The following is a 17,989-nucleotide window of genomic DNA, read 5'->3' on the forward strand; positions in this document are numbered from 1 at the left end:
CAAGTACCCGGCCGTACATGAGGTTGATTTGATCATCAGGTTTATGCATTTTGCTGTATAGATGCAATGTACCGGCCAAGGACGCTATTTGCCGGCCCCCGAGGAGAAGCGAACCGGACCATGCAGAATAAACGCTACATACTCCTTGGGTTAAAACACAGCGGCAAAACTTCTCTGGCTCAGGGAATGTCCAGGCAGCTTGGCATTCCATGGTTCGACCTGGATCACCGCATCGCATCTTCCCACCCCCAATATCCGGATATCAGAAGCATGTACCGGGAACGAGGGCTGGCCTGGTTTCAGGAACAGGAATGCATTGCCTATGACTCCATCAGCGACCCCCACTGCATAATTGCCTGCGGAGGGGGAGCCATGGAAAATCCTTCTCTTATGGAACGGATAGCAGCGGAGAGAGACGAAAGTCCGAAAACGCTGAGAATATTCATCGACAGCCCGGAGGAGCTGCTGTTTACCAGAATTATCAAACACGGCATCCCGCCGTTTCTCTCGTCAGACGCACCCCGGGAACATTTCAGGTCCCTGTATGTGCGGCGGAGAAACATGGGGCTTGAACACGCTGATGTGGTAATCAGTGCAGGCGAACTGGACAAGGAAGAGGTTCTTCAGCAGCTGCTTGATAGAATATAAGCACATAAACATATACAATGAACGGAATAAAATTGTGCACACGGAAATAACCCGGGATAGGAGATACGGCTATGGCAGGAAACAGCTTCGGGCAGGCTTATAAAATAACAACCTTCGGAGAATCCCACGGCGGCGCAGTGGGAGTCATCGTTGACGGCGTCACCCCCGGCGTGGAAATCACACTGGAGGATATTCAGAAAGAACTGGACAGGAGAAAAACCGGCCAGTCCTACATCACCACCCCCCGGAAGGAACCGGATAAGGTTCATTTCATGTCCGGGGTATTTGAAGGGAAAACCACCGGTACTCCCCTGATGATGATTCTCTACAACAAGGATGCCCAGCCCAGCGCATACAATGACATTAAAGAGCTGTACCGTCCCGGTCATGCGGACTACACCTATTCCAGAAAATACGGCATACGGGACTGGCGGGGAAGCGGAAGAGCCAGCGGAAGAGAAACCGCCGGACGTGTTGCAGCAGGCGCCCTGGCCAGAAAGATTTTGCGGGACAAAGGGGTGAACATTCTTGCATACACCCGCCGCACAGCAGGTATTGAAATCTCCAGCTTCGATCCTGAGGTAATTGAGAAGAATCCGCTGCGGGCCCCGGACATGAAGGCTGCGGAAGAAATGAACAGGATCATCAGCAAAATCAAGGATGAGGAAGACAGCATGGGAGGGATCGTTGAATGCCGGATCAGCGGTGTGGATCCCGGTCTGGGTGAACCGGTCTTCGACAAGCTTGATGCGGAACTTGCAAAGGCCATGCTCTCAATCGGTGCCGTAAAAGGGATAGAATTCGGCAAGGGCTTTGCCGCCGCGGATATGAGGGGCAGCGAACACAATGATCAGATGAGCGCTGACGGATTCATTACCAACAATGCCGGCGGAATTATCGGAGGCATATCAACCGGGGAGGAAATTATCTTCCGGATCGTGGTAAAACCCACCTCCTCCATCAACAAAGTACAGAGAACTGTGAGCAAAGAGGGAAAGGAGCAGGAAATACGCACAGAAGGGCGTCACGATGCCTGCATCTGTCCCCGGATTATCCCGGTGGTGGAGGCCATGGCTTCCATCGTACTTCTGGATCATATAAAACGGCTGGGAGCAATGCATATCTGATTCATCGGGCCCGGGCGTCCGGAAGTCCGGATCCCCAGGTGCAGCGGGGCGGTTCAGCCCCGCGCCGGCTCAGAAATATCATGATTCCAGCAGCTGCTCAATAATCGTGTAGGGATCGTCCCCTTTGCGGTATGTTACATTCATGGATTCGGGGTCCTTCATGGCAGTCTCCAGGGTCTGAAGAACCGCAGATACCGATCCCAGCCGCTCATAGAGCGCCTGATACCCAGGCCCCCGGCCGCTGTAGCTTCGGTAGAGACTGAGGAATGCATTGTTCAGCTCAAGTTCCGGGGCATTCCGGTACGCATCTCCCTCATAGCGCTCAGGATAGCTTATGCGGAATTGTTCACGGAACCTCTCCAGAATCCGTTCACGGGCAGCTTCCAGTTCGGAAGCTCGTTCAGGGGTTTGTTCGTGGGATGATTCGGGGGCCTGTTCGTCAGCCTGCTCGGGGGCACGGTCAGCAGATGGGGGGTGGGCAGCACTGGCCGGGGGAGATTTCTCGCTGAATGTTTCCGGGAAGGACTCATAGAGGATCTCAAGCTCCCGGGAAAGGGTTCGCATATCTGCCGCGAACTGACGGGAATCATGGATACTCGCCTCTGCGGAACGGTACTCCCGGGAGTCTGTACCGTAATACCATTCAATGTATTCCAGCGCGGCCATATCTCCCAGAGTGGTTGCAAGCTCTTCATTAAAGGAAATATGTCCCTTTACCCAGAAGCTGGCATGAATCTGCTCATGGAAAATCAGACGGGCCAGCCTGAACTGATCATATTCTGTCATAAAGGAAATAAGCGGATCTTTGGTAATGCCCAGGGTGCTGAAACCGTCAACTTTCCGGACAAACACATGGTATCCTTTATCCCGGAGTCTCCGGGCTTCCCGGGCAGCATCCTCCGGATTGTAATAGCCCCGGTATGGAGCGGGTCCGAGAAACGGATAGCGCCAGAGAAAGGGATCCAGGCTGTCAGGAGCAGCGGCATTCACCACCGCCACCAGATAGTCCCGGTCAAGTTCCAGATACTTCCGGTAATTCCCGTTGTCATTCAACCCGAGCCGTTCAACTCCGAAATCCCGGATCCGTTCAACCCCGGTAAAAAACCTTTCCAGCTCTTCCTGCCGGGATTCATCGGCGCTCTTCAGTGCAGCGCTTCTGCTTTGTGCGGCAAGACGGTTGCGGAAAAGTACACTCCCCTGCTCCACATAATAGCAGGAACTGAATAGAACCACGGCAAGAATCATGAAAAGCGCCTTCCCCGGGATGGTCCGGCTTTTGTTTCCTGCACTTTTGTTTCCTGCACTTTTGTTTCCTGCGCTTATATTCCCCGCTGGGCAAACTTTCGTGTATTTCAGAGAAATCGGGAAGCTTTCAGTTTTAATCGGTATGAGTTTCAAGGGGATCCTGTTTCTTGGCGGGTACCGGAGAAAGGGGAAGTAACTCTCCGGTCAAAAAAAAAGCCACTCCCGGAGGAGCGGCTTACAACTTAATCTTCAGGTGAAAAATCTTCCTTTTCAGCGCCGCACATGGGACACACCCAATCGTCGGGAAGAGCTTCAAAAGCTGTTCCGGCCGGCACACCATTGTCAGGATCACCTTCTGCGGGATCGTAAATGTATCCGCACACTTCACATACATATTTCTGCATGGAGCGCTCCTCGTTAAGCGTGAATCATCAAATTGAATGATCATTCATCTCGGTTATGCTCTATAAGATAACAGCCTGAGGGCTATTCATCAAGTGTTCCCCGTGAAGACATTTCTTTGTCCAGCATGAACAGGCCGTATTTGGAACCCTCAATCCGTTCCAGCTGTTTGATAATGTTCATTGCAGTGGATTCCTCTTCCACCTGTTCGTTCACATACCAGTCCAGAAAGCGTTCGCTGGCGACATCGTCGGCTTCACGGGCGGTCTTCACCAGTTTGTGAATACAGGAAGTAATATACTGCTCATGATCATATGCTGCACGGAAGGCATCCAGGGGAGATTTCCACTCCTTCTGAGGCTCTTTAATGGATGGCACCAGGGACCGTCCTTCCCTTTCAAAAAGATAATCAAAAAACTTGTGGGCATGCTCAAGCTCTTCCTGATACTGGGAACGCATCCAGACGGCGAACCCCGGAAGATCCTGATCCTCAAACCATGCCGCCATGGCTAAATACAGATAGGCCGAATCAAATTCCTCTTTGATCTGTGTATTGATGGCTGCTTCAACTTTTGCGGGTATTTTCATAACACCACTCCTATTAACTGATAATATCTTTCCAGAAACTTTCCGCTCTGTGAAGGGAGCGTGTTTCAGGGTGAATTCCGGTGCGGGTAAGGGCAAAGTCATATTTCACCGGGTCTTCACTATTTATTATGCGGAAATTATCGGTAATTTCAATCACTGTGGACATATCCGCAGATTTTCTGCTTCGCAGGCCCAACTCTGCAGTAACCCTCATCATGTGGGTATCCAGGGGGTACAGCAGGTCGGCAGGAGAGAGAATATTCCAGCCTCCTGGATCCACTTCATCCCGGCGAACCATCCACCGCAGAAAAAGCATCATCCGCTTGGCTGCACCGCTGCGGTGGAAGGGGGGCTTCACCTCAGGCACGATAATTCCGGGAATTCCATCTTCTCCCTGAAAGAGCTCAGGAAATCGTCTGATTTGATCTTCCGCCCCCCTCTCCAGCGCATACCTGAGATTCATGGCCGCAGCCAGCCCGGGGTACACTGCCTCTTCAGATTCCCCAGGCACCGGCGCCGCAGCCTGTTGAAGTGAACCGAATTTCTGAATTACCACTGCCATGGAAGAAATGAGTAGCAGAATTCGTGCATAACTGAAGAAACGGTATTTCATGGGGGGAATTATTCCCATCAGCTGTCGGGGAATATTGTCAGGGTCCAGCTCCAGAAGCATTTTCCGGGGATTGGGAAGATGAGTAAACAGCGTATCCAGAGTCTGAAGGATCAGATCCACCCTTCCCAGGGCAAACATTGCCGAAAGAAATGCGGCGATCTCCCGGTCTCCTGCTTCTGGAAACTTCAGGGCCGCCTCCAGGGGATCGGGATGTATGAACCGGCTTTGGTTCAGCTGATCGTACAGGGCATCCAGTTTTTTCCGGAAAACCGCAGCCGCCGAAGGTGATATTATCTTGAGGGCTCTGGGCAATTGAGGTAGTATCTCCTTATGAAACTGCATTCCTTTCTGCCTTCCAGGGCGGAACATCAATATAATAGCATGAAAACATCCGGCAGGTCAGGCACAAAAGAGATGATCGTCGGCGCCCTCTTGCGTCTGTTCTCCAGCAACGCCCGGATGAGGACGGGATCCCGGAGATTTTTTACCGCAATTCTTCTGACGGGACTCATCCTGTTCACCTCCTGCGCAGGATCAAACAGCTATCCCCGCTACGAATTCCTGGGTCCGGAATACCGAAGTTATCTGGCAAGACTCATGGAAGAAAAGGACTTTGCCAGCAGGTTTGTGATGATGGAGCGGCTTACCGCTGAAATTGCTCGGGAACGGGGAAGCGATGATCTGCGCTCCTTTATCCATCAATACAGCATGGACCAGGGGGACGACCCCTATATGGCATACTATCTCCAGATTCTGGGAGATCATTACGCCGGGCAAAAGCCGGGCCTCAGCCAGTATTATTACAACAGGATTCTCAGTGAATATCCGGATGTCAGGAGAGGAACCAGTTCCACCCATTTTGCCGCCCTTCAGGGACTGCTGCGGCAGGAAACAGACCCGCCGAAACGAATCGAGTACTACCGGCAGCTCATACGGGAGTTTCCCGAAAAGATTGACCTCGGTCTTACCTGGTACCGACTGGCAGGAGAGTACCGCAATGACGGACGATTCAGTGAGTATTTTGCGGCACTTGAGGAATTTTCCCGTTATCCGGATACCCGGGTGCCCGGAGCGCCGGACATCCACGAAGCAGTGCAGGAACAGCTGAGTTTTCACCGGAATAACAGCAAGGACTGGACGTCACCCAGCCTGGATACTCTGGTGGATAACATCAAAATATCACTCTATTACAAACAGGACTGGAGGCTTGAGCGCCACCGGGCCAAGGAAAATTTCTTTGCCATGAGCTGGCTGCAGGATCCGTCGGACTTCAACAGCCGTCCGAATTTCAATATCGGAACATTTCTGAATGCAGCCCGCAGCATCTCCTTTTCCGCCGACTTCACCATTCTGAATGAAAAGGAAGCATATCTGAAAACCTGGGGGTGGAGTTACCGGATTCCGGAGTGGTATTTTTACTTCAGAAAGGTGGATTATCCTGCCGATCCTGAAATACATGGAAACTGGGAGTGGGCAGGAATTTATTTTGGAGACACGCTCTAATTTGATACCCAACAGAAAACTGCGCTCCGGGAGACCCTTCAGTTCATTTTCCGGTCTCCCCGGCTCCATCCATGCAGTACAACTGATACTGATCTTCTTCCTGATATGTTCTCCAACGGGAATTCACTCTCTCCCCCGCCGAAACAATCCTGAAGCCGCATGGGAAAACGGGCCGGGCCCCGGGGAAGAACACTCCGTCAAATCGTCAGCACCTGCTTCCCCTCTTCCGTCATTACAGACCCATGCCGGTCCCATGATGTTCGCCAGTTTTTCCCAGCATGATCTCCTTCATCCCCGGGTAATTGCCGAGCTGGACGAACGGACCCGGAATGACAGCCTTTCCGCCCACTGGTCGGCAATGATCCGTTCGGAACTCTACCGGGACTACATCCGTTCGGAAATTCTCCGGCAGAGAGTCCCCACGGAACTGATGGCGGTGGCATACATTGAATCTTCCTTTGACGTGATGGCGGAAAGCCGCACCGGTGCCCGTGGTCTGTGGCAGTTTGCCGATAACTCCCTTGCTCCCTGGCTGAGCAGATCAGAAACCTTTCCGCGATTTGATGAGCGCTTTGATTTCCGGAAATCTACCATAGCGGCCATGGAAAAACTGATGATCAACCGGAGAGAAACCGGCGACTGGATTTCCGCTGTGGCGGCCTACAACGGCGGATTGGGCAGACTCAGCCGAAGCCTTGCCGCCTTGAACCGCCGGGGCACCGGCAACGGCTCTGCCCCGGCGCCGAACCCCGCAGATACACCGGGTGAAACCCTGTCACCTTTCTGGAGTCTTGATATACAGGATGAGGGAGAGCCCTATGTACGGGAAGCGGGAAATATCAGCAGAGAAACCGCGAACTACATTCCCCGGTACATTGCCGCCTCGGTTATCGCCGCATATCCGGGCCGCTTCGGCATCCGTCTCAACTGGTCTGCCCCCCTGCACTGGGAGCACCTGAGTCCGGGAATTGAAATTGAGTTGACCACACTCGCCGGGGAATCCGGCGTACCTCTTCAGATTCTCCGGGCCGGGAACGGCGAGTACCTTGACGGAATTATTCCCGGCGGTGCCCATGAACTGAAATTTCCCCGGCGATATTCCAGTGCCGTCCGATCCGCCCTGGGGAGTCTGAGAAAAACCCGGGAACCCTCCGGTCCCGGATACTACACGGTGAAACCCGGCGATACCCTCTGGAGCATCAGCAGATCCCATGGAATAGATCTGGAGAACCTTCGAAAGCTGAATAACCTTGAGCAGGATAATATTATCCATGCGGGGATGCAGCTCAGGCTGGCGGATGAATCTGCCGATACAAGTAATTGAGATGAAGCACATTATCCCCGATTCGCCAGCTGCCGCCCTTCGACTCCTCCTGTTGGTCATAATGACCTGTTTTGTCCTTCCTGCCCTGCTCCCTCTTCACAGCCTGAACGCCCAGATGGGAGTTGACAGCAGCATGGACTGGGAGAATGGTATTCTCCGGGTAACCGTATCCAGAACGGTGGATGACCGGGGATATAACCTTCCCGCAGCCCTCTACAGTGCCGAGCTGGAAATCGAGCGGAGGCTGCCGGACATCCTTTTCCGGGAGCTTCTCAATGTCCAGGTAGACTCCTGGAACAGTCTGGAAGATACTTTGCGAAATGAACCGGAACTTATCTCCTTCATAGAAAACCTCAGTGCAACGGCGGAACATGTCTCTGTCCGCCCGGATCCCTCGGTACCCGTACTGCACAGCAGCTATGCGCTGGAACTGTACCCCCGTCTCAGCGGTGAGCTGGTTCGCCACGGGAACAGTTTCCCCATGAATGAGGTTCTGCAGTGGCAGCCGGGTTCGGACTACAGCGGAATTGTGATATATGCCGGCCGTGAGCTTCCGGTTCACGGCGAACAACGGAGCGCAGCTCTGGAACCTGCTCTGTTCCCGGTAATCTACGATGAGAATATGCGGGTGGTGGCCGATAAAAACCGCCTGGATCCCGAGTATGCATCCCGTTGGGGCGTTGCCGCCTACACCCGGGGGTTTGATGAATCGGAACACCGGGAACGGATCGGGGACAACCCCTACAGAATTATCGCCACCAGTCTGTTCGGCATTACCCCTTCCGATCCCCTCATTCCTCCCGCCGATGCGGATGTTCTGCTGTACAGCGAGAACAACCGGAGGCTGCTGCGGGAAGGCAGAATTCTGATCATCTACTGAGCAGTGCGGGATTCACCCCCACCCCAGCCTCCCATACCTTCCCGGATTCTCCCCCCCCATGCCGGATTAATTTCCCTGCATCCTGGCGGTGGTTTTTTTTTCGGTTCTTGGGTACAATCCAGCAATTAAACCAGATCTCCATAGGGCAGTTCTCTTCAGGGAGTGCTCTATAGGACTATTCCCTGCAGAGCAGTCCCCTGCAGGGCAAGCGATCCCCACAGAATCTTCAGGAGCCATTCATGATTCGTAATGTATATTCACATTCTTTTACCCGGACCGGATCCGTTTTCAACAGGATGCCTGTCGCCCTGCTTCTTCTGTTCCTCCTTAGCGTCGTTTCATGCGGTCCACGGGCCATTGGACGGGGAGTTCTTCTGTGGGCTCCGGAAGATCTGGATATACCCGGCGGTGCTGCAGTGGAAATTTTATCCGAATCCGAACTCAGGGGCAGCTACCAGCTTCGCTATGTACCCGGGGGAGAGGAAGACGGAGAGCAGATTTTTGAAGCCGAAACCTGGAGAGTACGCAGGATCGATGACCGGGATGAGCTGGAATCAGCCAGGGAACGCTACGCCGAGTTTGCCCCCTACTTCGGCGTGGCGGAGATTCAGGCTCTTCCTGTGCGTGACAGCATGGGCACCGGTCCATCCAGCTCCATTATCTACCGGATGAGACAGGGCGAACAGGCCAAAATCATTTCCCGGAGCGAAGATGTTGTACCCGTGGGCGGCCTGGAGGATTACTGGTTCGAAATTCTTACTTCAGACGGAACACGGGGATATGTCTACGGTTATCGCCTGGATGTGGTTGACGCCCAGGGTGTCTCCACGGAGAAGACCGCTGCCTCTGAAGATGCCTTCCTGGATGCGGTGTTGAACAGTGTATGGCGTCCCGATTATTTCGCCTGGATGATCAACGACAACGTGTACGATCTGACCCGCTTCAAGGATGAATACCGTTTCGAACATGACGGGGAAAACCGGACCTTCACTTTAAACACCCGGGAGATCTCTGCGGAATTCCCCTATGAGGAGGTGTTTCGTGCCAGGTATAAAGAATATGTTGTTGCGGGAACCAGCCTTCAGATCACCACATTCAGCGAAAATTCCATTTCCATCCAGTTCACCAGAGACGGAGAAACCATTCAGGAAAGCCTGGTGCGCATTGACAGGGATGTGAGCGAGATCATTGAAAATGAACGGCAGCGCAGGGAAGATGTGAAAACAGCCTTTCTCTCCATGGGAAAAAGTTTCCGCAGCAGCCAGTACGGCAGCATGCAATTCAGCGAAGACGGGAGTCTTGAATGGCGGGGATACAACGCCCTGGATTCCAGCATTCTTCCGTCATGGTTTCAGGGACGGGGGGATCTGGCCTTTAATCTGTATCTTGCACGAGATCTCCGGAGCAGCTATGACGGAGCAGTGAGCATCACACGTCCCGGCATATCCATCTCCGAAAGTCTGAATTTCCTCTACCGGAGAACCGATCAGGGAATTCAGCTTGAATTTGTGCCCGGAGAAAATATCGACCGGAATGTCATTCTGAAACAGGCTCTGACCCCATTCGTGATATTCTTCAGCATTCAAGAGTAAGGGCGTATGATTTTACTGCAGGCCGATTCTCTGAAACTTTCATTCGGAGACAGGGAAATTCTCAAAAACGTCAGCATTCGCATCCCTGAGCGGGGGCGGATCGCCCTCTCCGGAGCCAACGGAAGCGGAAAATCAACCCTTCTTACCATTCTCGCCGGCCTGAGGCAGAGCGAAGGGGGCAACGTTAGCAGCCACAAGGCCGTACGCATCAGCTATCTTCCCCAGTCGGGCATTGAACACCGGGGCAGAAGCCTGGAGGATGAACTGGAAACCGCATTCTCCCACTTCAAGGAGGATGAAGCCCGTCTGGAGGAGCTGGGACGACGGCTGGAGCATCACAGCAGCGAAGGCCCGGAAACCCGCAAACTGCTGGAAGAGCATCACCAGATCAGCGAACGGATCGCCTCCAGCCATTATTATCAGCGGGAGCAGTACATCATGCGCACCATCCGGGGTCTGGGGTTCAAAACGGATGACCTTCACCGGGACTGCGGAAATTTCAGCGGCGGATGGCAGATGCGCATTGCCCTGGCCAAGATTATTCTGGAGAACCCTGATGTGATGCTTCTGGATGAGCCCACCAACTACCTGGACCTGGATGCCCGGCAGTGGCTGGCCGACGAGATGAACCGTTTCCATGGCGGAATTCTCATGGTGAGCCACGATAAGGGCTTCCTTGACGATACGGTGAATCAGGTTGCCGAACTGTTCATGGGGCAAATCAAACTGTATAAGGGAAACTACAGTCACTACGAGAGACTCCGTGAACAGGAAATGGAAATTCTCATTAAACAGTATGAACAGCAGCAGCAGGAGATTCAGCAGCTTGAGGATTTTATCGCACGCTTCCGGGCCAATGCCAGCAAGGCCGCCCAGGTTCAGAGCAGGATCAAACAACTGAACAAGATCGAGCGGATCGAGATCCCCGAAAGCATGAAACGGATGCATCTGCACTTCCCTCAGGCCCCCCGTTCCGGAGATATGGTTCTTGAGGCCGACAATATAGAAAAGTCCTACGGGGATCTGCATATTTACCGCAACCTGTCTTTGGAGCTTCAGCGGGGGGACCGGGCGGTGCTGATCGGACCCAACGGGGTGGGAAAATCCACTCTTCTGAGAATTCTCGCCGGCCGGGACCGGAATTATCAGGGTACGATTCGCTACGGATCCAAGGTTGAGATGGCCTACTTCGCCCAGGAATCGGAAGACGAATTGAATACCTCCTGGACCATCATGGAAGAGATGGAGGCCGCCTCCCCCACCGAACTGTACCCCAATCTCAGGGGGATGCTGGGAGCCTTTCTGTTCAGGGGGGATGACATTTACAAGCCCATCTCCGTGCTCAGCGGCGGAGAGAAAAACCGCCTGGCCCTTTTAAAAATGCTCATGCGTCCGGGAAATTTTCTGATCCTGGATGAGCCCACCAATCATCTGGATCTCACCAGCAAGGAAGTGCTCCTGGATGCCCTGAAAGACTATGAGGGTACCATTCTCTTTGTAAGCCACGACCGGTTTTTTATCAGGGAACTGGCAACACGGGTAATCGAGCTGCAGTTGCCGGAAGCCGAAGGGGATTACCGGCAGGTACACAATATTCCCGGGAATTTTGACTATTACCTGGAGTACCGCAGCAAATTCGGTTCCGGATCTCACTCAGGCAACCATGGAAGCGGGCCCGCAGCAGGGGCAGCCGCCTCAGCCGCGGACTCTTCCGCGTCTGCTTCTGCTTCATCTTCCTCTTCCTCTGTCTATCACCCCGGCGCTTCCTCTGGTAATCACCCCGGGCCGCAGGAAGCCGGGGATGGAACCGGAAAACTCAGTCACGAGGAGATGAAGAAGCGTCGTTCCCTTCTGAAAAAACTCCAGCGGCGGGAGGAGGAGGTTCTTTCTTCCATTGAAGAGGGAGATGAAAAACAGGCCGAAATTCAGCACCAGATGAGTCTGGAAGAGAACTACAGCGACGGGGAAAAAATATCAGCCCTGCAGAACAGCCTGGACAGCCTTGAACAGAAGCAGCAGGAACTGCACCTTGAGTGGGAGGATCTTGCCCTCCGGCTGGAAGAGTTGAAAAAGCCGTAAGAATACCGTATTCTCTCCCCCATGACACGAATCTACTCCTGGAATGTAAACGGAATCCGGGCCGCCCACCGCAAAGGGTTTCTGGACTGGCTTAATGAAAGCAACGGCGATATTGTGTGCGTGCAGGAAACCAAGGCTCATCCTGACCAGCTGCCCGAAGAACTGCGGAGCCCCCAGGGATACCACAGTTACTATTCCTCTGCTTCACGGAAGGGGTACAGCGGGGTTGCCATATACAGCAAAACCGAACCTCTGGAAGTTCAGCAGTTTGAAATTCCCCGCTTCGATGATGAAGGCAGGGTGCTGATTGCCGAATACCCGGACTTCTTTCTCCTCAGCGCCTATTTTCCCAACAGTCAGGCCGAAGGAAAGCGGCTGGATTATAAACTTGATTTCAATAACGAGGTTCTCTCATGGGCCCGGAAGAACGTTGATTCGGGGAAGAATGTGGTGATCTGCGGTGATTATAACGTGGCTCACAAACCCATCGACCTGGAAAACCCCAAATCCAATGAAAAAAACCCCGGATATCTTCCTGAAGAACGGGAGTGGATGTCCGGCTTTCTGGATGCGGGCTTTGTTGATACCTTCCGCATGTTCAACCAGGAAGCCCGGCAGTATTCCTGGTGGAGCTACCGGATGAAAGCACGGGACAGGAACATCGGCTGGCGGATCGACTATCACTGTGTGAATGAAGCGTTCCGGGATTCGGTGCTGAATGCTGATATTCATCAGGATATTCACGGTTCCGATCATTGCCCGGTAAGCCTCGATCTGAACACAGATCTGAGCAGATAAGGAGCTGAAATTGCGCATACGTTACAACGCACCGGTAACCCTCAGCTTCTCCCTTCTGGCGGTGGCGGTGCTGATCATCGATATGGTTTCTCCGGGAGAATTTCAGCTCCGGCTCTTTTCCGTGGGACCGGCAATGAACTGGAGTTCTTTCACCGATTATCTGCGGCTGTTCACCCATGTTCTGGGACACGCTTCGGTGGAGCATCTGCTTGGCAACCTGGCGCTTATTCTCCTTCTGGGACCCATCCTGGAGGAAAAATACCACTCCTCCGCCATGGTGTTCATGATTCTGGTCACCGCCCTCACCACCGGCCTGGGGAATATCATCTTTTCCGATGCCGCTCTTCTGGGAGCAAGCGGAGTGGTGTTTATGATGATCCTTCTTGCAAGTTTTACCAATGTCCGGAGGGGAGAAATTCCCCTCTCCTTCATTCTGGTGGTGCTCATATATCTCCTGCGGGAATTTATCTCCGCCCTTGAAGCCGATTCCATCTCACAGCTGGCCCATATTGTGGGGGGAGCAGTGGGTTCGGTTTTCGGGTTTATTCACGCTCCCAGCCGCTCGCCGGTGAACCCGTCCGGGAGTTCTGAAACAACAGAGGAAAATCATGATAGATAAACTGGAAAAACTGGAAGATTATTTTGAGGATCTGCAGAAAAGGATTCTTGACCCCAACCTTCATAAAGACCCCAAGGCATACAAAGAGGCCATGCAGGAACACTCCCATTTGAGTGAAGTGATGGAGGTGTACAACCGTTACAAGGATGCTCAGGAGGCTGCAGAAGAGGCCCGGACCATGCTCGAAGACGATGACCCGGAAATGAAGGCCATGGCCCGGGAAGAGCTGGCCGGACTGGAAGAAGAGCTGCCCGCACTTGAGCAAAAACTGAAAATGCTTCTGGTGCCCCGGGATCCCATGGACGGAAAAAATATCATCATGGAGATCCGGGCCGGTACAGGGGGCGACGAGGCCGCATTGTTCGCCGCCGATCTCTACCGGATGTACACCCGTTATGCTGAAAAGCATAATTGGAAGCTTGAGGTGATCACGGTGAATGAGACGGAGATCGGGGGGCTGAAAGAGGCGATCTTTTCGGTGAAAGGAAAGGACGCATACGGCACCCTCCGCTACGAAAGCGGCGGGCACCGGGTCCAGAGGGTTCCCAGCACCGAAAGCGGGGGCAGAATCCATACATCCGCATGTACGGTGGCAGTACTTCCCGAAGCCGAAGAAACGGATGTGCAGATCAACGACAACGACCTGAGAATTGACGTGTTCCGTTCTTCCGGTCCCGGCGGGCAGTCGGTGAACACCACAGACTCTGCGGTACGGATCACCCATATTCCCACCGGACTGGTGGTGAGCTGTCAGGATGAAAAATCCCAGATCAAGAACCGGGCCAAAGCCATGCGGGTGCTCACCGCCAGGCTGTATGAACTGGAAGAATCAAAGCGCCGGGCCGAGGAAGCGGAAGCCCGGAAGAACCAGATCGGCAGCGGTGACAGATCCCAGCGAATCCGCACCTACAATTTTCCCCAGAGCCGGGTAACGGACCACCGCATCGGCCTGACCGTACACAAGCTGGACCAGGTGCTGCAGGGTGAGCTGGATGAAATTATCGAGGCATTGAAACTGTCAGCGAGCCAGGAGGCCCTGGAAGCCTGATGAATCCCCGACAATTCCAGGGGCTCAGCCTCTCCCGTGCGGTACAGCTGGGGCGCAGCCTGCTCCCTGCAGGTCCCTACGACAGCCCCGGGCTGGACGCTCTGATCCTTTTATGCCACAGCATGAATATCAGCAAGGAACAGTACTACGCCCGCATGCAGGACAGCCTGCCGCAGGCTGCAGGGGAGCTATACGCCCGGGCCCTGGAACGGAGAATTTCCGGCGAACCAGTGGCGTACATTCTGGGCTTCAAGGAGTTTTACGGCCTAGAATTCCGGGTGAACCCCGGCGTACTCATCCCCCGGCCGGATACAGAAATTCTGGTTGACTGGGTGCTTGAAAGCCATCCGGCGGATTCACCCCTGGTGATCCACGACTGCTGCAGCGGCAGCGGCGCAATCGCAATCGCCCTGGCACACATGCGCCCCGCATGGGATGTGAGCGCTTCGGATATCAGCCTGGCCGCCGGCGAGGTCTTCGGGGTGAACGCAGCCGCGCTCGTTCCAACCTCACCGCCCCTCTGGTTCCAGAGCGACCTGCTGGAGTCGGCAGCCCAAAGGGAAATGAAATTCCACATTATTACCGCAAATCCCCCCTATCTTACCCCTGCTGAAACCCGTGAACGGGAACTGGAGGGGTGGAAAGAGCCTATGCTGGCCCTTGACGGCGGGGAAAAAGGGCTAGATCTTATACAAAGGCTGGCTTCACAAGCCCATGATCTGCTGGAACCCGGCGGATGGCTGTATATTGAAGCAGCGGATGATCAGGCGGATGCAATCGAGAAGCTATTGAAAACTCTCGGCTATGCCGATCTAGAATGTAAGAAAGATTTAGCGGGTATGAAACGGATATCCAGAGGCAGAAAACGGTGATTCGCACCATAGATGATCTGGCGGCCCTGCTGTCGGAACAGGGAATATCAGAAGAAAAAATCAACCTCATTACCAGAGCGGCCCGGAAGAGCGAAGAGCTGCACACCGGGCAGTTCCGGGCTTCCGGTGATCCCTACTTTGTACACCCCCTTCAGGTATCGGAAATTCTGATCCGGATGAAGCTGGACGAAATCACCATCGTTGCCGGCCTGCTCCATGACAGCATAGAAGATACTTCCTATACCAGGGATCAACTCACCGCTGATTTCGGCGAAGAGGTCACAACCCTTGTGGAGGGAGTGACCAAGATTGATATTGTCAAAGCGAAGAACAAGAATTCCGTCCAGGCAGAGACCATCCGCAAGATGCTGTTCGCCATGGTGAAGGATATCAGAGTCATTCTCATCAAGCTGGCTGACAAGCTGCACAATATGCGAACCCTGGAGTTCAAGAAACCTGAGCGGATCCGCGCCATCGCCCAGGAAAACCTGGACATTTATGCTCCCCTGGCCGGCCGGCTGGGGATCAGCTGGATGAAGGACGAGCTGGAGGATCTCAGCCTGAAGCATCTGCAGCCTGACGTGTACATCCAGCTGAAGGATTATGTAAAGCAAAAGCGAAGCGAACGCAGCGAATATCTGAATAAAATCACCGGCGCTATTGAAGACGCCGCCTCCCGGGAAGGCATTGAGGTTCACACCAAAACCCGGGCAAAGCATTTTTACTCCATTTACAGCAAAATGCGCCAGCGCAGCAAAAGCCTGGATGAGATCTATGACCTTCTGGGCGTGCGGGTGCTGTGCAAGAGCATTCCCGACTGCTATGTGGTGCTGGGTCTTGTACACCGCCTCTGGATGCCCATCGAGGGACGGTTTAAAGACTATATCGCCATGCCCAAATCAAACCGCTATCAGAGTCTTCACACCACGGTGATGGGATACGACGGAAGACTTCTGGAGATTCAGATCCGCACCGTGGCCATGGAAGAGACCGCACAGCACGGTGTTGCCGCCCACTGGCAGTATAAGAAAAGCCTACGGGGGGACCGGGCGGGTCATGAGGACCTGACCATCATCAACCGCTTGAAGGACATGGACAGCATCAAGATCGCCGGCAGGGATTTTCTGGAGGAGATGAAACGGGAGATCCTGAAGGATTCCATCTATGTATTCACTCCCAAGGGTGATGTGATTCAGCTCCCCAAGGGTGCAACCGCCCTGGATTTTGCCTACCATATTCATACCGAGGTGGGTCATCACACATCCGGAGCCAAGGCCGACGGCTCCATCGTCCAGCTGAAACAGCCGCTGAAGAACACCCAGGTGGTTGAGATCATTACCCATCCCCACGCCCATCCCCACCTGGAATGGCTGCGCTATGTGAAAACCCGGGGCGCCAGAAGCAAAATCCGGGCATGGATCAATAAACACGACGAAAGCCTTTTTGTTGACCAGAGCATTGTGGCCCGGAAAAAACAGGAACTTCCACCGGCCAAACCCCGAAAGAAAAAAACCGGCAGCGGCAACACGGTTATCGAAAGCGACAAGCTGGGCATACGGGTGGGCCGGGACCGGAACCTGATGATTCACTTCGCCAACTGCTGTAATCCCAAAACCGGTGACGACATTGTGGGTTATGTATCAAGAGGACGGGGCATCATTATTCACCGCAGGGATTGCAAGAATTTCCGGAATATCAAAGATGTGGGAGAGCGGACCATCGATGTGGAGTGGGAAACCGTAAGCCCCAAGAGCACCCGGAAATTCAGCGTCACCGCACGGAAAACCGGAGATCTGTTCAGCGAAATCGAAGGCGCAATCCGGAAACAGCACGGGCATCTCATCGAAGGAAAGGTTGATGCGGTTCACAGCGGTTCGTCATCCCAGGCGGGTACCCTGGAAGGGCATTTTACCATGGAACTGGACAAGGGCGGGGATATGACCAGGATCATGAAGAACATCAGGGCCATTCCCAGCATTCTCACCATTCAGGAAATTCAGTCCGAAGATGATACTCGCTGAAGGTGAATGAAGCGATTATTTTGTTTCTTTTTATCCTCTCATCCAGTATGTTATTGCTATGAATGAGATCACCTTTAAGGGTAAGCCCCTGAGCCTGGACGGAACACCACTTGAACCCGGTGATACGGCACCTGATTTTTCCCTGATCCGCAGCGATCTGGGGGAATGTCACCTTTCAGACTTGAAAGAGGACTACATTGTCCTCAATATTGTCCCTTCTCTGGACACTCCGGTGTGCGCAGCCAGCGCCCGTGAGTTTAACCGGCAGGCCCATGATCTTGACCTTAACTGCAGATTTCTCACCATAAGCAGGGATCTTCCCTTCGCTCAAAGCCGCTTCATTCAGCGTGAAGATGTTCATGACATGGAGCTGCTCTCGGACATGCGCTTCTCGGATTTCGGCCGGGAATACGGCGTACTTATCTCCAGCGGTCCTCTGAAAGGCCTGCTGGCCCGGGCGGTGTTTCTCCTGGGCCCTGAATCCGATACTTCCGGTCATGACAGTAATGCCGACAGTGACAGTGCCGGCCGGAACGTGCTGTACCGGGAAATGATCCCCGAGATTGCCTGGGAGCCGGATTACCGCCGGATTCTGGAAGTTCTCTACCGGGAAAACGGAGACAGCTGACA

17 protein-coding genes are annotated in these 17,989 nt (G+C 53.7%); 13 read left to right on the plus strand and 4 right to left on the minus strand.

Features of this window, described 5'->3' with window-relative positions; genetic code table 11:
• The first annotated feature begins 120 nt into the window (after positions 1–120).
• Positions 121–648 (plus strand): shikimate kinase, encoded by a 528-nt coding sequence (locus L21SP2_RS10370; RefSeq protein WP_024268460.1) that lies wholly within the window; start codon positions 121–123, stop codon positions 646–648.
• 71 nt (positions 649–719) lie between these two features.
• Positions 720–1,775, plus strand: coding sequence for a chorismate synthase (aroC, locus tag L21SP2_RS10375; protein ID WP_024268461.1), 1,056 nt, complete (start codon positions 720–722; stop codon positions 1,773–1,775).
• A 78-nt stretch (positions 1,776–1,853) separates the two neighbouring features.
• Here aroC and L21SP2_RS17310 read toward each other — a convergent pair whose 3' ends face one another.
• The 4 genes from L21SP2_RS17310 to L21SP2_RS10395 all read right to left on the minus strand — a co-directional run bounded on the left by L21SP2_RS17310 (position 1,854) and on the right by L21SP2_RS10395 (position 4,965).
• Positions 1,854–3,020: an aminopeptidase gene (locus tag L21SP2_RS17310; RefSeq protein WP_024268462.1), complete on the minus strand. Its 1,167-nt coding sequence runs from the start codon at positions 3,018–3,020 to the stop codon at positions 1,854–1,856.
• Between the two features lie 242 nt (positions 3,021–3,262).
• Positions 3,263–3,424, minus strand: a complete 162-nt coding sequence (gene rd / locus L21SP2_RS18085) for a rubredoxin (protein WP_024268464.1) — start codon at positions 3,422–3,424, stop codon at positions 3,263–3,265.
• 82 nt (positions 3,425–3,506) lie between these two features.
• Positions 3,507–4,010: a ferritin gene (locus L21SP2_RS10390; RefSeq protein ID WP_024268465.1), complete on the minus strand. Its 504-nt coding sequence runs from the start codon at positions 4,008–4,010 to the stop codon at positions 3,507–3,509.
• Between the two features lie 13 nt (positions 4,011–4,023).
• Positions 4,024–4,965 carry a TIGR02757 family protein gene (locus tag L21SP2_RS10395; RefSeq protein ID WP_169730464.1) on the minus strand — a complete coding sequence of 314 codons (942 nt, stop codon included), beginning with the start codon at positions 4,963–4,965 and terminating at the stop codon, positions 4,024–4,026.
• Positions 4,966–5,004: 39 nt separating this feature from the next.
• Between L21SP2_RS10395 and L21SP2_RS10400 the strand changes: the two genes are divergently transcribed.
• The 11 genes from L21SP2_RS10400 (at position 5,005) to tpx (ending at position 17,987) form a co-directional block, all read left to right on the plus strand.
• Positions 5,005–6,126 (plus strand): hypothetical protein, encoded by a 1,122-nt coding sequence (locus tag L21SP2_RS10400; RefSeq protein WP_144082993.1) that lies wholly within the window; start codon positions 5,005–5,007, stop codon positions 6,124–6,126.
• 1 nt (position 6,127) lies between these two features.
• A complete protein-coding gene (locus L21SP2_RS10405) occupies positions 6,128–7,450 on the plus strand; it encodes a LysM peptidoglycan-binding domain-containing protein (protein ID WP_024268468.1) in 1,323 nt (440 codons plus the stop codon).
• Complete coding sequence (locus L21SP2_RS10410; protein ID WP_024268469.1) at positions 7,425–8,330, plus strand: hypothetical protein; 906 nt, start codon at positions 7,425–7,427, stop codon at positions 8,328–8,330. The genes L21SP2_RS10405 and L21SP2_RS10410 overlap by 26 nt, the downstream gene beginning before the upstream one ends.
• A 239-nt stretch (positions 8,331–8,569) precedes the next feature.
• The gene (locus L21SP2_RS10415; protein WP_024268471.1) at positions 8,570–9,922 is read left to right on the plus strand and encodes an SH3 domain-containing protein; all 1,353 of its coding nucleotides are present in this window, start codon (positions 8,570–8,572) and stop codon (positions 9,920–9,922) included.
• A gap of 6 nt (positions 9,923–9,928) precedes the next feature.
• Positions 9,929–12,001, plus strand: coding sequence for an ABC-F family ATP-binding cassette domain-containing protein (locus L21SP2_RS10420; protein WP_024268472.1), 2,073 nt, complete (start codon positions 9,929–9,931; stop codon positions 11,999–12,001).
• A gap of 21 nt (positions 12,002–12,022) precedes the next feature.
• On the plus strand, positions 12,023–12,799 hold the full coding sequence (locus L21SP2_RS10425) for an exodeoxyribonuclease III (RefSeq protein WP_024268473.1): 777 nt from the start codon (positions 12,023–12,025) through the stop codon (positions 12,797–12,799).
• A gap of 10 nt (positions 12,800–12,809) precedes the next feature.
• Positions 12,810–13,418 carry a rhomboid family intramembrane serine protease gene (locus L21SP2_RS10430; RefSeq protein WP_024268474.1) on the plus strand — a complete coding sequence of 203 codons (609 nt, stop codon included), beginning with the start codon at positions 12,810–12,812 and terminating at the stop codon, positions 13,416–13,418.
• Positions 13,408–14,466: a peptide chain release factor 1 gene (gene prfA, locus L21SP2_RS10435; RefSeq protein ID WP_024268475.1), complete on the plus strand. Its 1,059-nt coding sequence runs from the start codon at positions 13,408–13,410 to the stop codon at positions 14,464–14,466. Before L21SP2_RS10430 ends, prfA begins: the two co-directional genes overlap by 11 nt.
• Positions 14,466–15,338 carry a peptide chain release factor N(5)-glutamine methyltransferase gene (prmC, locus tag L21SP2_RS10440; protein ID WP_024268476.1) on the plus strand — a complete coding sequence of 291 codons (873 nt, stop codon included), beginning with the start codon at positions 14,466–14,468 and terminating at the stop codon, positions 15,336–15,338. The genes prfA and prmC overlap by 1 nt, the downstream gene beginning before the upstream one ends.
• Entirely contained in the window at positions 15,335–17,359 is a 2,025-nt protein-coding gene (locus tag L21SP2_RS10445) for a RelA/SpoT family protein (protein ID WP_024268477.1), read from the plus strand. The genes prmC and L21SP2_RS10445 overlap by 4 nt, the downstream gene beginning before the upstream one ends.
• 58 nt (positions 17,360–17,417) lie before the next feature.
• The gene (gene tpx / locus L21SP2_RS10450; protein ID WP_024268478.1) at positions 17,418–17,987 is read left to right on the plus strand and encodes a thiol peroxidase; all 570 of its coding nucleotides are present in this window, start codon (positions 17,418–17,420) and stop codon (positions 17,985–17,987) included.
• Positions 17,988–17,989: the final 2 nt, after the last annotated feature.

Origin of the sequence: Salinispira pacifica, assembly GCF_000507245.1 — a bacterium.
Taxonomy (GTDB): domain Bacteria; phylum Spirochaetota; class Spirochaetia; order DSM-27196; family Salinispiraceae; genus Salinispira; species Salinispira pacifica.